The following is a 15,642-nucleotide window of genomic DNA, read 5'->3' as shown; positions in this document are numbered from 1 at the left end:
CTAATTAACTACTTACCCGCTTCTCGTCTTCCCTAAACCTGCTGAAGAACACAATTGCCAGCAGGCATAGCACACAGCCGCAAATACCATTTAAACGCAGGCCGTAATCATTGCCCGGATCTTTACCATACACCGTCAGGAAAGCAAACAATGCTATCCCCAGCGTTTGGCCGAGTTTTACAAACAGGTATTTTACCGCGAAGAACATGCCCTCCCGGTTTTCACCGGTTTGTTGGGCGTCGTTTTGGGCTATTTCGGCAAGAATAGCGTTGGGTAATATACCTAACGAAGCCAGCGGAAAAGAGGCGCTGAGTACCAAAGCATAGATCTGTACTTTTGGTGCCATAGGAAATTTTCCCAGGAAAAATATGGCTATAAAAACAAGGCTTAGTAAACCAAAAGAAAATATCACAATCGGTTTTTTACCTATTTTTTTACTGAGATAATTTACCAGTGGATAAAACACCAGGGATACCAGAACCATGGAGCCCATCAATTCGCCGCCCAGAGATTCGGGCAGTCCCAGCAACGATTTTAAAAAGAATAACAGTCCGCTTGATATGATGCTGAGCGCCATATAAAACGAAAAGTCTGAGATGAGGTAATATTTAAAATTGCGGTTTGCGAAAGTTTTTTGAATAGCAGGCAGCAATGGCAGGTGCGATGGCTGACTGTTTGAATATCGTTTTTCATCAATGGCAAACACAGGCACCAGCATCACCAGGCCTGCAAAAATTGCAAGTCCCCAAATGGTATATTGTACCGCCGTATCACGACTGGTAATATGTGTGAAACTTTGTAACCAATCGGCAAAGTTGTTTACCATGGCCGACAGGATAATGCCTATCACAAAACCAACCTGTTGCAAGGATGATAATTCAACCCGTTCGGCGCCGGTGCGTGTAAGCTCGGGGAGCAGCGCATTATAGGGTATGATGTAGGCTGTAGCACCCATAAAAAAGCAGATAAGGGTAAAAACGAGCCAGTATGCGTTGTGGATGCTTTCGCCCTTTACCAGCGGGCAAAAAGTAAGGGAGCAAAAAACAACAGCCGGAATAATGGCCCATTTCATATATGGGATTCGCCTGCCTTTGCGGTTTTCGCTTTTATCGCTTAGCGAAGCAATAAAAGGATCAAAAAAAGCATCAACCAAACGCCCCGAAGCAGTTATGGCCGACATGATATTAAACACCCCGAAAAGCAGCAGCTGGGGAACTAAGGGGGTAAGCCGGGCATTACTTGGCGGCAAATAAAAGTAGGGCAGCATCACAATAATAATATTGGTCATGATGCTCCAGCCTATCATTCCGCAGGCATAGGCAAGCTGTTTGGAAAGTGGTGGTTTATCCGCTGGCATCTAATGCAATATGCAAATATTACATCAGATATCTCAAAGGTTTAACGGGATCTTTACAACCCGGCGTAATAATCATATCCCTGTTCGGCCCAGTAATCAGGGGGGCGGGTATTGCTAAAGTTGATACTCCCAATCCGCTTCAGGTTTTTGATGCCATATTTAACCGGAATAATGAGCCGTAACGGCGCGCCATGTTTAGGCGGCAGCGGTTTTTCATTTACCTCATAAGCCAGTAAGGTTTGCGGGTGCATAGCGCTCGGCATATCAACCCCCACATAGTATTCCTTATCGGGTGTCTCCATGCCAACATATTCAAATTGAGTTTCGGCATCAAGCTTAAAATGCGCTATAAAATCGCTGAATTTTACACCGCCCCAGTGCGAGATCTGGTCCCAGCCTTCAACGCATTTAAAATCATAAATGATCTCAGTTTTGGGCAGCTTCCTTATTTCATCAATCCCGATATTCAGCACCTCGCCACTGTTTTTCCTGACCGAGAGCTTCCATGCATCTACATCAATTAATCCTTCCGAGCCTATATCGCTGTTATGGCGCACCACTTTAGCGGCCATTTCTTTTGGATATGTTTTTACAAGGTTGTTATTGCTGTATAACTGGCGTACTACTTTTTCGTTGGTATTAAGTACTGCACGCAATGGGCCGTGGGCACCCGCGGTTACCCCGCCTTTTTCTTCGGGCGAAGTGTACAGCCAACGCCAGCCGCCGTATGCCGCGCTACCCAAAGCCAGGAAACTGCCAAAGGCGATAAAATTACGACGACTTATCTTCTGCTCAACAGTAAGCTCCTTTTTGGGGGCTTTATTTTTGCTGAAAACCTTACTCAGCTTTTTCGTTAGTTTCATCGTTTTGAATTTGAATAGCGGGTTGCGGTTTTTCGTCAATCACCTCAAAGCCCGAAATAACCGATCTGAAATTGTTCCAGCCGGCAAGTACAACCTGTACAACATGTACCAGGAAAAACAACACATAACCAATGGTGAGTACAAAATGCCATATGCGCGCTAAATGGTAACCGCCGCAAAGCCAGGCCAGGTAATTAAACTGTACCGGCTTGTATATGGCCAGTCCTGTAATTAACGAGCCAAAGCCCATTACAATGATGGCGGTGTAGGCAATACGTTGGGCGGCGTTGTATTTGTTTTGAGGTGGCGCCATTTTACGGATATGCAGGTCGTGCAAAATCACCAGCCAGGCTTCTTTAAATGAATGTTTATTGGGCACCAGTTCCCGCCACTGACCGGATATAATGGTGTATGATACGTACAGAAACCCGTTCAGCGCGAAAAACCACATAAACAAAAAGTGGAAAGCCATACCCTCGGCCAATCGTTTTGGGATATGCAAGGCGTCATAAAACTCCTGCGGAAAAAACCGGATAAAAGTAACGCCAAAAAGCGTGAACGTATAGGTGTCGTTAGCCCAGTAAATAAGCAGCCCGCTCCAGATCATGATGGTCAGGATAGGGAAGTTTACCCAGTGCGTCCAGCGCATTAATAGCGGGTGTTTTTCTTTAATCACTTTCATTTAAATGGCTTTTTTACACGAGCGGTGTTTAACTATTGTATGTTTTTAGCGTCCCTTGGGCTGCCGCTATCTACCGATACTTTAAATGAGGCCTTAGTCGCGCTCAAGATATTTCCGTTACCGGTATTTTGCACAAAGCCTATTATTTCCCAGCCCTGGGCATCAAACCCTGTGGGTAAGGCAACGTTTGTACTGCCTTCGGTATTGTTTAAAGGGATTGTTTGCAGGTTGCGCACAATTTGGGTGTGTTCCAGCGTACGGCCGCCGTTTTCGCCACGCTCAACTTTTACAACAGCTTGTTTTTGAACCAATGCGAGGGATATTACACGGTGAGCGTTGTCGGTTTCTCCTTCAATTTTATATTGTACCGAAGCTGTATTGTTGGCATTGCGTGTAGCGTTGAGCAATAACCTTGTATTGCTGTTGCCTTGCAGCCCGGCTTTGATGGCGTTGCGTAAAGCGCCTTCCTGCGAACCTACAAATTCCGTTTTGCCATTAACCACAATCTGCGGGGTATATACCTGCGACAGGTTCAACCAATTAGCGTACTCATTTTGCCGTTTTGAATAATCGGCACTGCTGAAAACATCTTTCCAGCCAAGACGGTTCCAATAATCAACATGGTAGGCTAAAATATAAATAGGCTTATCGCCAATTTCTTTCTGCACTTTGGCCACCAGGTTATCGGCCGATGGGCAGCTTGAGCATCCTTCGGATGTGAATAGCTCTACCAATGCAAAGCCTTTACCGTCAAACACCGGCGTTTTACTATTTCCTTTGGCTGTATTTTTACAATTAGTAAAAGCGACTGAAAGAGCTATCGCGCCGATTAAAAGCGGCACGAGCGCGATTACTTTGATCTTTCTCATGATATTTAGATTAAATGATATACGTTTTTACTGCTTTGTCGGGTTTACGGGGATAACCTTACAATAAATTTTTTCTTTTTTGGCTGATATAAATATCGGCATAATAAGCTCATTATCAATGAGGATAATGCAGGGTGGTAATAAATGGAATGGCTTGGTTTAAAATAAACCTAATTTTGAGTTTAATTTGTAAGGATTAGCGCCTGCGCCCGACTAACGTGGTATTGTATCAGCTTAAGCATTCATGATATCCGAAACTAATGTATTAAACCCGCACAAATGGGTTGCCACCTATGCCGATTACCTGTATATGTATGCCATTGTGCGTATCAATGACGAGGACCTGGCTAAAGACCTGGTGCAGGAAACTTTTTTAGCGGCGCTTGAAAGGGTTGACAGGTTTGAGGGCAAAAGCACCGAACGAACGTGGCTTACAGCTATCCTCAAAAATAAAATTGTTGATGTGTACCGGAAAAAATCGTCCGGTTTTGCTATAGCGGCTGCCAATAAAGCAACACAGGAGCAGGATGAATTTTTTGATGAAGGGAATGGTCATTGGAAACCTGAGTATGCGCCGCAACCCATTGCCGGGATGGATGAGCAGGATCCATTATTGAAAAAGGAACTGAACAAAATTTTACAATTATGCCTGCAAAAGCTCCCTGCACTGTGGAACGCGGTTTTTACCATGAAGCACATTGATGATGCCGCAACCGAGCATATTTGCACCGAACTGCATGTTACCCAGGCTAATTTCTGGGTAATTATTCACCGGGCAAAAGTTAACCTGAGGGCTTGCCTCCAAAAAAACTGGAATTAAAATGAGTTACCTGAAAAAAGTCATATACAACTGCAAACAAGCTACTTTCCTCATCGAAAAAAAGCAGCTTAAACGGCTTAGCTTCCGCGAGGAAATAGAGCTGCGCATTCACCTGGCGGGTTGCGGTATGTGTGTGTTATACAACAAGCAAAGCCGTGTTATTAATGCCATGGTACAACAACTTTTTCATGATTCGATGAAGAGTGAACTGAAATTAGATGAGGCTTTTAAAGCTGAGCTGCAAGCAAAGATTGAGGAAGGGCTGGGTAATAATTAGATCTTATTACGAAGACATATATACCACACCTTTGACGCAAGTGTTGTGTGGCTACCTGCGGGTATTGCTCCCTTGTGCCTGCCCACGAGCGTTAACGGGTATCATGCTGAGCCAGTCAAAGCATAGTGGGTAGGGCCTCTGCGCGCGTTCTTCGACTGGTTCAGGGTGACAGTCCCTATACATTTAATGTCACTTCACTTTTTAAAAGTTTAATTTTCTCCTTCCCCAGGAATAACAAGTTTTCAAACGAAAAAAGGGCCAGCTTTTCAGCCGGCCCTCCATTATTAATAAAACATATCTTATATACTCAACCACTTTTTCCTTACAACCAGTTGCTGTTCGGTTGGGTTGTCAATTGTAGCAATGTTGTATTTAACGCGGTTGCTTTTCAGCAGGGTAACCGGCAGGATAATGGCCTGTCCGTCGCGGGTTACTGTAACCTGGATCTTATCTCCCGGGTTTTTATCTTTGATCATGGTTGCCGCGTCGGTAACGGGATTGCCATCAATAGCCGTGATTTCGTCGTTAACGTTAATGCCGTCTATATAGGCTGCAGTGCCGCGTTGTACTCCGGTAACAATAATTTTTTTGGCGGCGTTTGTGGCTGTAGTGATTCCTAAGGCCGCATCGTTTTTGCCAGCCAGTTCATCAACTATCTTGTAACCCGCATAGCCCAAGTATTTGTTATAATCTACCGGGGTTAGACCATTGATGTATTTAGCATAAAAGTCATCCAGTTTTTTACCAGCAAATTTTTCAAAGGCGGCTTTAAACTCTGCATCGGTATAACCGCGTTTTTTTGTTTTGTAAAACTGGGTATACATATATCTCATCGCATCATCTAAGGAGTATTTGCCTTTGCTGTCGTTAATGATCTCCAGGTCCAGCATCATGCCAATAATAGCGCCTTTGTTGTAGTACGATATGGTGCTGTTATTTGAGTTTTCGTTAGGGCGATATGCCTTGATCCAGGCGTCGAAGCTTGATTCGGCAACGGTTTGTACATCCTTGCCCGGCAGGTTTTCAAGGATGTTGAATTCGCCCTCCAAAGTGTCAAAATAATTTTCGACAGGAAACAATTGCGTACGGCGAACAATAATGCCCTGGTAATATTCGGTAAAGCCTTCGGCTATCCACAGGTTGGTGGTATAGTTTTCATTATCATAATCAAACGGGCCTAAAACAATTGGGCGCAGGCGTTTTACATTCCATAAATGAAAATGCTCATGGGCAACCAGGCCTAAAAAGCTTTGGTAGCCTTTATCGTTAGCGTAATTGTCGCGCGAAGCGCCTAAAACAGTCGAGCTCAGGTGCTCCAAACCACCACCGTTGCGCTGGCGATTATGTACTATAAATACATAGTGCTTGTTAGGGTTTTCACCAAATACAGCAGTTTCCTGGTCAACAATTTTGTGGATATCGGCTTTTAGCTTCTCCCTGTCGTAGTTGCCACCGCCATACATGCAAATTTCATAATGAACGCCAGACGCGTCAAAGCCAAAAACATCCTGGTTGCCTACTTCAATAGGCGAATCAAACAGGATGTCAAAGTTGGGTGATAAACGGGTAAAAGGATCATTATTTACGATATCTAAGCTGGTGGAAACCTTATCCCAGTTTTTATAAGGCTTAATATGGATGGTAGCCGGCGAATGCAGCATGTTTGCCGGGTAAATAAAGATACCAGTAGTTGAAAGGAATGCATGTGACGCATCAATAAAGCTGGTGCGTACCGAAAGCTCAAAGGCATAAACGCGGTATTTTACCGTTACCGATGAAATTCCTTTTGTAACAATTTGCCAGGTATTCTTATTGATTTTGGGTGCTGCAACCGGCTTGCCACTGGTTTCGGCACTTAATGATTCGATGTTTTTCGCGAATTCGCGGACAAGGTACGAGCCGGGTGTCCATACCGGCATTTTCAGTTCAAGGGTGTTTTGCTGAAGCCCGGAAATGTGCATTTCGATATCGGCATAATGGGCCTGGGCTTCCGGAAACGAAACATTGTAGGTAATCTGAGCGTTGGCGGCTGCCTCGCTGATGGTAGTACTCATAATTAAAATCGTTAGAAAAAATAACGTGCGTAGGTTGGTCAGTTTCATGCACGCAATTTATAAAAATTATATAATCAGTTAAATATCTGGCATTCCTGTGCCTAAAACGTCGTTGTAAAATGGTTGATACATGCAACTATTGTTAATATTATGCTATTAGTTTTACATCGATTTTAAGTAAAATGGAACTGATTGAACCTATTTCGCGCAAGCTGCTCCGCTTGGGTAAATTGTACCTGGATGTACTGGTAAAGCAAACCGCTCATCTGGAAGTTACAAGGTACCATTATATCATTTCGCTTATTTACATTCATGACGGACAGCTTACGCAAAACGCGCTGGCGCATATGCTGGGCAAGGATAAATCGGCCATGGTGAACATCATCAACCTGCTATCGTCAAGGGGATTTGTTTACCGTGAAAATAACCCGAACGACAGGCGCCAACAATTACTACGGGTAACCGAAAAGGCTAAACTGGCCGTACCCCAGATACTCGAAACATTTGGAAACATCAACACTGATATTACTGAGGGCATATCTGAAGCCGATATGCAGGTATTTGAAAGTGTACTTACCCGGATGCACAAAAATTTAAAACCATTAATATCACCCGAAACAACCCTACAAGCTAAACCACACACGGATTAAACAAAGTATGAAAACGAAATATATTATTTACACGGCGCTGGCCCTGCTGGTTGCCTATTTAATTTACAACAAATTTTTTAGCGAGGGGGCAAAGAAATCGGCCGCGGCTATGGCTTCGGGTAAGGGTGATAAGAAAAAAGGCGGTGGCCCGGTGAATGTTAATGTGATGATAGTTAAGGACACCGCCGTTAGCAACGTCATAGATATTACCGGTACTATTGATGCTAACGAAAAAGTAAACCTTGTGAGCCAGACAGCCGGCAACATCACGGGGATTTATTTTAATGAAGGAACTAAAGTTACCAAAGGGCAGTTGTTGGTTAAGGTATATAATCAGGATCTGGAAGCTTCATTGCAACAGAACCAATACCAGGTTGCGCTGGCTAAGCAACAGGAAAGCCGCAACCGCCAGTTATTGCAAAAAGAGGCCATAAGCCAGGAAGAATATGATACTTCATTAACTTCCCTTAACTCGTTAAAGGCTGCTGCCGATGTAATCAAGGCACAATTGGCCCGTACCGAGATCCGCGCGCCATTTTCAGGCACTATTGGTTTAAGAAATGTTAGCCCGGGCAGCTACCTGTCGCCATCATCAACTATCGCTACGCTGGTTAATATCGATCCGGCTAAGGTTACTTTTTCGGTGCCTGAAAGGTATTTGTCTATCCTTGGCCCGGGAAGTAAGATCAGGTTCCGTACCGAAAGCTCGATGGAAAACTTTGTTGGTACTGTTTACGCTATCGATCCGGCAATTGACGCCACTTCACGTACTATTACAGTGCGCGCTAAGGCGCCAAATCCTAAAGGCTTGCTTACCGCCGGTGGTTTTGCCAAGATCAGCTTAACACTTGATCAAATCCCTAAAACTATCCTGCTGCCAACGCAGGCTGTTATTCCTGATTTGAAAAGCAATATAGTTTGGATTTACAAAAATGGAACCGCGGTTTCAAAGCCGGTTAAAACCGATTTGCGTACCGATACCAAGATCCAGATAATTGAAGGCTTGCAACCTGGCGATAGCGTGGTGGTTTCAGGTTTGATACAAATGAGGCCAAAAGTGCCATTGCATATTTCAAAAGTTATTAAATAAATCCGATATGAGCTTATCCTCAGTAAGTATTAAAAGGCCGGTATTGGCAACAGTAATGTCTGTAGTTATTGTTGTGTTCGGTATTATCGGCTACAAATTTTTAGGTGTGCGGGATTTCCCGTCTGTGGATCCGCCCATTATTTCGGTATCTACCAGTTACTCTGGCGCAAATGCCGATGTAATTGAATCGCAGATAACCGAGCCGCTCGAAAAATCAATCAACGGTGTGCCGGGTATCCGTAATATTTCGTCAACCAGCTCGGTTGGGCAAAGCAACATCACGGTTGAGTTTGACCTTGATGCCGACCTGGAAACGGCTGCTAACGACGTGCGCGACAAAGTGAGCCAGGCACAGCGCCAGTTGCCACAGGATATCAACGCGCCGCCGGTAGTGACAAAAGCCGATGCCAGTGCCGACCAGATCATTACCCTAACAGTAAGCAGCGACTCGCGTAATATTAACCAGCTTGATGATTACGCCGAGAACGTTTTATTGGAGGGTTTACAAACTATTCCGGGTGTGAGCACCATTAACGTGCAGGGGCAACGCCAGTATGCTATGCGCCTGTGGATTGATCCGGCCAAACTTTCGGCTCAGGGGCTTACCGCAACAGATATTGGCGCGGCTTTGGCTAAAGAGAACGTAGAGTTGCCTGCCGGTAAAATTGAAGGCAATAATACCGAGGTTACCATCAGGGCGCTGGGTAAACTGGCCACCGAACAGGATTTTAACAACCTTATTCTCCGTACAGACAGCAATAAAGTTATTCGCCTGAAAGATGTAGGTTACGCGGTGCTGGGTTCTGCAAACGAAGAAACCATATTTAAAGAATCGGGCGTGCCGATGGTTGGTTTGGCTTTGGTGCCACAGCCGGGTGCCAACTACGTGCAGATAGCCAAAGATTTTTATGTTCGTCTTGAGCAGATCAAAAAAGATCTTCCAAATGATATCCACGTAAAAGTGGCCTTGGATAATACCAAGTTCATCAACCAGTCGATATCCGAAGTACAGGAAACGCTTATTGTAGCCTTTGTGCTGGTGGTAATTATCATTTACCTCTTCTTCCGTGATTGGCTTATCGCTTTCCGTCCGCTGATAGATATCCCGGTATCGTTGATCGGGGCTTTCTTTATCATGTATATCTTCGGTTTTTCCATCAATATCCTAACCCTGCTGGGGATAGTACTGGCAACGGGCCTGGTGGTAGATGATGGTATTGTAGTAACAGAGAATATCTATAAAAAAGTAGAGGCCGGCATGGCTATCCGCAAGGCTGCTTTTGAGGGCTCGGCCGAGATTTTTTTCGCGGTAGTATCCACATCGGTTACGCTGGCAGCGGTGTTTTTACCAATCGTATTTTTACAGGGTTTTACAGGCCGCTTGTTCCGCGAGTTCGCGGTGGTTGTAGCGGGTTCGGTATTGATCTCTGCGTTTGTATCGCTTTCATTAACGCCGATGCTTAACGTGAAACTGATCCGTAAAAACCAGAAGAAATCTAAATTTTACGAAAAAACAGAGCCTTTCTTCGTGAACATGACCAATTCGTATTCGGAGTCGCTCATTAAGTTCATGAAGCGTAAGTGGGTCTCATTCGCCATCCTTGCGGCCTCTATCGTAATTATCGGTATCCTGGTAAAAGTGATCCCTTCAGAATTGGCTCCGCTTGACGACCGTAGTTTGCTCCGTTACAGCGTCACCGGATCGGAAGGTGCTACCTATGAATACATGACGAAGTATATGGACAAGGTATCTAACCTCGTGGCCGACTCTATCCCGGAGGCTGACGTAAACCTTGAAATTGTTTCGCCATCATTTGGCGGCGGTGGTGCAGCTAATACCGGTTTTGGCAGGGTGGGGCTTGTTAAGCCGGATGAACGCGTTCGTACTCAACAGGAGCTTGCCGACTGGCTGAACGGTAAACTACGCAAAATGCCAGATGCCCGTGCCATTGTTATACAAGAGCAAACGATAAGCGGCGGCGGTTCGGGTTCAAAAACTTCGTTACCGGTGCAGTACGTAATCCAGAACCAGGATTTTGAAAAGATCCGCAAGGTATTGCCAACGTTTTTTGCTGAGGTTTCAAAAAGCCCGGTTTTCCAGGGAACGGATGTTAACCTGAAATTTACCAAGCCCGAGTTGCGCGTAATTACAGATCGTGAGCGTGCGCGCGATTTAGGTGTTTCGGTTGATGATATTGCTCAAACGCTACAGTTGTACTATAGTGCCGGTCGTTTGGATTACTTCCTGATTAACGGTAAGCAATACCAGGTAATAGCTCAGGTTGACCGTGCAAACCGCGACCAGCCGCTTGACTTGAAATCGGTTTATGTGCGGAGTTCAAAAGGTAATTTGGTACAGCTGGACAACGTGGTGAAAACTACCGAAGGTGCCACTCCTCCCGCTATTTATCACTTTAACCGTTATAAATCGGCTACGCTATCTGCCGGTCTGGCGCCAGGCTATACCGTAGGCGATGGTATTAAGGAGATGGACAGGATAGCCAAAAGTTTGCTTGACGATACCTTCAGTACCGCGCTTAGCGGCCCGTCACGTGACTATGCCGAAGGTTCGTCAAATATTCTTTTTGCCTTTGGATTCGCGTTGTTGCTCATTTACCTGGTACTTGCAGCGCAGTTTGAAAGTTTTATGGATCCGTTTATTGTGATGCTTACCGTACCGTTGGCGATTTCGGGCGCGTTTTTATCGTTGTGGTTGTTTAACCAAACACTCAATATCTTCAGCGAGATCGGGATCATTACCCTCGTGGGCTTAGTAACTAAAAATGGTATCCTCATCGTAGAGTTTGCCAACCAGCGGATGGAACAGGGTGTGCCTAAATATGAGGCTGTTATTGAAGCAGCTACTGCCCGTCTTCGCCCAATATTAATGACCAGTTTGGCAGTAGTACTTGGTGCTGTGCCTATCGCGTTTGCATTGGGTGCCGGCGCAAAAAGCCGTGTATCATTGGGTATTGTTATCATGGGCGGGATGTTGTTCTCGTTGGTATTAACACTATATATTATCCCGATGATGTACATGTTGCTTGCTGCTAAAACCCGTAAAGATCATGACCATGATCCTGAAGATATGGCTGCCGAAGCCGAAATAGCCGAGGCTGCACGTCACCCGCATCACCACGAACCTAAACTGATCGAAAACCTGTAATATAATATGATGATCAAGAAAATAGCTTGCCTGGTATTTACTTTCGCGATGGCATCGGCCATCGCGAAGGCCCAGCAGCCTGAGCAACCACTGCTAACGCTTAAAGACGCGGTGGAAATAGCCCTGAAGAATAACTATAATATTAAGCTGTCGCAAAACAATTCAACCATAGCGTCAAACAACGTTACGGCGGGTAACGCGGGGATGCTGCCTCAACTTAATGGTAATTTTACCGACAACAACAGCCGCCAGTCAACCAAGCAAACGCTTAACACCGGCAAATACAATAACATTAATGCCCATAACTCTAACAACAGCTATGGTGTAAACCTTAACTGGACAATTTTTGACGGCTTTGGCATGTTCGCCAACTACGATCAGCTTAAACAGCTGGATAAGCTTGGCGTTTTGAGGTTACAGGATACCGTACAGCGTACGGTTGCCAGCGTGATCAATACGTATTACGATCTCATTAGTCAAAACGAACAGGTGAAGGCATTGAAAGGGGCGATAGATATATCCCGGACCCAGCTACGTATTGCCACCGATAAATTTAATGTAGGCCGCGCCTCAAGGCTTGATGTATTAAACGCACAGGTAAATTTGAATACCGATACCGGTAACCTGATTATCCAGTACCAGTTATTTAAATCAACCAAAATACAGCTTAACCAGTTGCTGATCCGCGATCTGCAAACTGATTTTTCGGTGGCAGACACCATTGTGGTTGATGATAAACTTATTTTGGCCGATGTGCTCAATAACGCGCAGCTGCAAAACCCGGGGATCTTATCGGCACAAATTAACCAGCGCCTGGCCGAGATCAATCTGAAACAGGTACGCTCGACACGTTACCCACAGGTTGGTTTAACATCGGGTTATGTGTTTACCAATAGCAAAACACCCGCAGGTTTTACCATATCACAAAATGCCCACGGGCTTAACTACGGGCTTACAGCAAGCATTAATATTTTTGACGGCTTCAATCAAAACAGGCGCGAAAAAAATGCCAAGATCCAGATTGATAATGCCGGTATTGCGGCCAAACAAACCAAGCTGAATATCGAAAGTCAGATTAACAGTTTGTTTGTGGCGTACCTTTCAGGACTCGACCTGGTAAAACTGGAAGAGGCTAACGTAAACCTTAACAAGAAGAACCTGGATATTACGCTTGATAAATATAAGCTGGGCAACATTACGCCACTTGAGGTAAGGGAAGCACAACGTAATTACCTTGATGCACAATCCAAGTTTTTTGCTGCCCAATACCAAAGTAAACAGGCCGAGATCATGTTAAAACAAATCACCAATAGTATTAACATCCAATAAAAAATATTTTAAAAATAGGTTTAAAAGCCTACTTTTGAGATATGACTACCCCTTTTAAAACCTGCCTGCTTATTGATGATAACTACATTGATAACTTCATAACGCGGCGGGTTTTAGAGAGCAGTAATTTTGCCGAGAACATCATTGTGCGTCAGTCGCCGATGGAGGCCATTGAATCATTAAGGGACGGATCGGTAGATCCCGACGTTATTTTTTTAGATATCAGGATGCCAATGATGAGCGGTTTTGAATTTCTGCACGAATATGATGGGTTGGAAATAGCTAAAAAAGGAATTAAAATATATATGTTATCGTCATCGCTTGATCCTACAGATATGAAGCAGTCAAGTGATAATAAGCATATTACTCAGTTTATTCATAAACCACTTACCGTTAAAGTGCTCGAAGAAATTTGTCAATGATATTAGTTGCAGATAGCGGGTCATCAAAAACCGACTGGCTGCTTACCGTTTCAGACCAGGAAACCCGCTCGTTCCTTACAGCCGGGTTAAACCCTTATTTTTTAACCGAAAAGGAGATTGCCCGTATTATTCTTGAACAGGCACCTGAAATGGTAGCGTTTGCGGCCGAAATTTCTGAAGTATACTTTTTTGGCGCCGGTTGCAGCAGCCCGGATAGGCATGAGGTTGTATCTAATGCCCTAAGCCAGCATTTTGGCAAAGCATATATTAGTGTCGACAGCGATTTGCTGGGATGCGCCTATGCAACCTGCGGCCATGAAAAGGGGATCTGCTGTGTGTTAGGTACTGGCAGTAATATTTCCTTTTTTGACGGTGAAGACATCTACGATGGCCAGCACGGCCTTGGCTTTGTTTTGGGCGATGAAGGCTCGGGCACCTGGTTTGGCAAAAAACTGATCACCGATTTTTTATACGGCAATATGCCGCATGAGATCAGCCAGAAATTTGATAAGGCCTATCGCCTGAATAAGGAAATCGTGATCAAAAATGTATACCAGAAACCTAATGCCAACACGTATCTGGCATCGTTCAGTAAGTTTGTAAGCGAGATCAAGGAAACCGAATATGGCCACTCCATGCTGGTTGACGGCCTGGTAGAATTTATTGAAAGTAACATCAAATCGTACCCCGAGTATCATAAATATAAATGCCATTTTGTAGGCTCCATAGCCTACTCTTTTGCCGATGAATTAACCGCGCTTTGCACGCTGCATGGCGTAAAAACCGGCAAGATCATCAAACAGCCAATCAACGATCTGATGGCCTTTGTGCTCAAGCGCAATGAAATGGCTACTGAAGAATAGGGTTTCTCGCACAAAGTATTTTTACAAACCAATAACCTGGTTGTCATTTCGAACGAACAGTGGGATGGAAAAGCGCGGGGAGTGAGAAGAAATCCTATACGCTCGCCTTTAAAGCATGCATGATGGATATACAGGGCGTATAAGATTTCTCTTTCGCCACCGGCGCTCTATGCCCAATGGGCTCTTTCGAAATGACATTCTTTATTTAACTCTCCGTTCTCCGTTTTTTAGTCCAAAAATCATAAGGTGCTTTTGTCATCCCAGCCTAATAAAAAATAATTACGGAACGTTTATTCCAAAATGAACTTACCTTTACGGAACGATTGATCCAAAATAAAATTAATCTTCCAGAAAATGAAAAAATTAGAGAACAAAGTTGCAGTAGTAACAGGAGCATCAAAAGGTATTGGCGCAGGTATAGCTAAAAGCCTGGCTTCAGAAGGTGCAGCAGTAGTAGTAAATTACGCATCAGATAAAACAGGTGCCGATAAAGTGGTAGCCGAAATTACAGCTAATGGCGGCAAAGCCATCGCGGTACAAGGTAGCGTAGCAGTAAAGGCAGATGTTGACCGTCTTTTTGCTGAAACCACAGAAGCTTTTGGTGGTGTTGACGTTTTGGTAAACAACGCAGGTGTATATCAATTTACACCAATTGAAGCAGTTACCGAAGATGAGTTTCATCGCCAGTTTAATACCAACGTACTTGGTTTATTACTTGCATCACAAGCCGCTGTTAACAGCTTTGGCGATAAAGGCGGCAGCATAATCAACGTTAGCTCAACTGTTACCCGTATTACTCCGCCACAAAGCGCTATTTATACTGGTACTAAAGGAGCTGTTGATTCTATCACACAGGTATTATCGAAAGAGCTTGGTGCTAAAAAGATCCGCGTAAACGCCATCAATCCAGGTATGGTTGAAACAGAAGGTACACATACTGCAGGCTTTATAGGTAGCGATTTCCAGATAGAGATAGAAAAAACTACACCGCTTGGTCGTATCGGTCAGCCGGATGATATCGCTCCAATAGCGGTGTTCCTGGCTTCTGACGATTCACGCTGGTTAACCGGCGAAATTATCATTGCCAGCGGCGGTGTAAGATAATTAATCCGGAAGGTTCCGGTTAAAAACAAACCGGGCACGGCATTAGATTAAACAATTAATTAAAAATGAATAGCTTTGCCCACAAACGGGTAAAGC

14 protein-coding genes are annotated in these 15,642 nt (G+C 44.5%); 9 read left to right on the top strand and 5 right to left on the bottom strand.

The window, feature by feature from the left end:
• Positions 1–4 precede the first annotated feature (4 nt).
• Genes EAH55_RS01840 through EAH55_RS01825 form a run of 4 tightly spaced genes read right to left on the bottom strand, consistent with a single transcriptional unit; the run spans position 5 to position 3,771 of the window.
• Positions 5–1,357, bottom strand: coding sequence for an MFS transporter (locus EAH55_RS01840; RefSeq protein ID WP_112568326.1), 1,353 nt, complete (start codon positions 1,355–1,357; stop codon positions 5–7).
• Positions 1,358–1,410: 53 nt separating this feature from the next.
• Positions 1,411–2,220: a molybdopterin-dependent oxidoreductase gene (locus tag EAH55_RS01835; RefSeq protein ID WP_162996718.1), complete on the bottom strand. Its 810-nt coding sequence runs from the start codon at positions 2,218–2,220 to the stop codon at positions 1,411–1,413.
• The gene (locus EAH55_RS01830) at positions 2,195–2,902 is read right to left on the bottom strand and encodes a cytochrome b/b6 domain-containing protein (RefSeq protein ID WP_162996717.1); all 708 of its coding nucleotides are present in this window, start codon (positions 2,900–2,902) and stop codon (positions 2,195–2,197) included. Before EAH55_RS01830 ends, EAH55_RS01835 begins: the two co-directional genes overlap by 26 nt.
• A gap of 32 nt (positions 2,903–2,934) precedes the next feature.
• Entirely contained in the window at positions 2,935–3,771 is an 837-nt protein-coding gene (locus tag EAH55_RS01825) for a DUF1223 domain-containing protein (protein ID WP_121808252.1), read from the bottom strand.
• Between the two features lie 244 nt (positions 3,772–4,015).
• Between EAH55_RS01825 and EAH55_RS01820 the strand changes: the two genes are divergently transcribed.
• Positions 4,016–4,591 (top strand): sigma-70 family RNA polymerase sigma factor, encoded by a 576-nt coding sequence (locus EAH55_RS01820; RefSeq protein WP_121808251.1) that lies wholly within the window; start codon positions 4,016–4,018, stop codon positions 4,589–4,591.
• 1 nt (position 4,592) lies between these two features.
• Positions 4,593–4,868 carry a hypothetical protein gene (locus tag EAH55_RS01815; protein ID WP_121808250.1) on the top strand — a complete coding sequence of 92 codons (276 nt, stop codon included), beginning with the start codon at positions 4,593–4,595 and terminating at the stop codon, positions 4,866–4,868.
• Between the two features lie 299 nt (positions 4,869–5,167).
• On the opposite strand, the gene EAH55_RS01810 is transcribed toward EAH55_RS01815, so the two are convergent.
• On the bottom strand, positions 5,168–6,922 hold the full coding sequence (locus EAH55_RS01810) for a M61 family metallopeptidase (RefSeq protein WP_121808249.1): 1,755 nt from the start codon (positions 6,920–6,922) through the stop codon (positions 5,168–5,170).
• 182 nt (positions 6,923–7,104) lie between these two features.
• Between EAH55_RS01810 and EAH55_RS01805 the strand changes: the two genes are divergently transcribed.
• From EAH55_RS01805 to EAH55_RS01775, 7 genes are all read left to right on the top strand, one after another.
• Complete coding sequence (locus EAH55_RS01805) at positions 7,105–7,572, top strand: MarR family winged helix-turn-helix transcriptional regulator (protein ID WP_121808248.1); 468 nt, start codon at positions 7,105–7,107, stop codon at positions 7,570–7,572.
• Between the two features lie 7 nt (positions 7,573–7,579).
• Positions 7,580–8,662, top strand: a complete 1,083-nt coding sequence (locus tag EAH55_RS01800) for an efflux RND transporter periplasmic adaptor subunit (RefSeq protein ID WP_121808247.1) — start codon at positions 7,580–7,582, stop codon at positions 8,660–8,662.
• 7 nt (positions 8,663–8,669) lie between these two features.
• Positions 8,670–11,828 carry an efflux RND transporter permease subunit gene (locus EAH55_RS01795; protein WP_121808246.1) on the top strand — a complete coding sequence of 1,053 codons (3,159 nt, stop codon included), beginning with the start codon at positions 8,670–8,672 and terminating at the stop codon, positions 11,826–11,828.
• Between the two features lie 6 nt (positions 11,829–11,834).
• Positions 11,835–13,157, top strand: coding sequence for a TolC family protein (locus EAH55_RS01790; RefSeq protein WP_244228076.1), 1,323 nt, complete (start codon positions 11,835–11,837; stop codon positions 13,155–13,157).
• Positions 13,158–13,198: 41 nt separating this feature from the next.
• A complete protein-coding gene (locus tag EAH55_RS01785) occupies positions 13,199–13,579 on the top strand; it encodes a response regulator (protein WP_112568344.1) in 381 nt (126 codons plus the stop codon).
• The gene (locus tag EAH55_RS01780) at positions 13,576–14,442 is read left to right on the top strand and encodes an N-acetylglucosamine kinase (protein ID WP_121808244.1); all 867 of its coding nucleotides are present in this window, start codon (positions 13,576–13,578) and stop codon (positions 14,440–14,442) included. Before EAH55_RS01785 ends, EAH55_RS01780 begins: the two co-directional genes overlap by 4 nt.
• A gap of 354 nt (positions 14,443–14,796) precedes the next feature.
• Positions 14,797–15,546, top strand: coding sequence for a glucose 1-dehydrogenase (locus tag EAH55_RS01775; protein ID WP_121808243.1), 750 nt, complete (start codon positions 14,797–14,799; stop codon positions 15,544–15,546).
• The last annotated feature ends 96 nt before the right edge of the window (positions 15,547–15,642 follow it).

The organism is Mucilaginibacter kameinonensis (assembly GCF_003675385.1).
GTDB classification, from domain to species: Bacteria; Bacteroidota; Bacteroidia; order Sphingobacteriales; family Sphingobacteriaceae; genus Mucilaginibacter; species Mucilaginibacter kameinonensis.
Note: the sequence above shows the minus strand (reverse complement) of the source record. Positions and strands in the feature narration are given on the sequence as shown.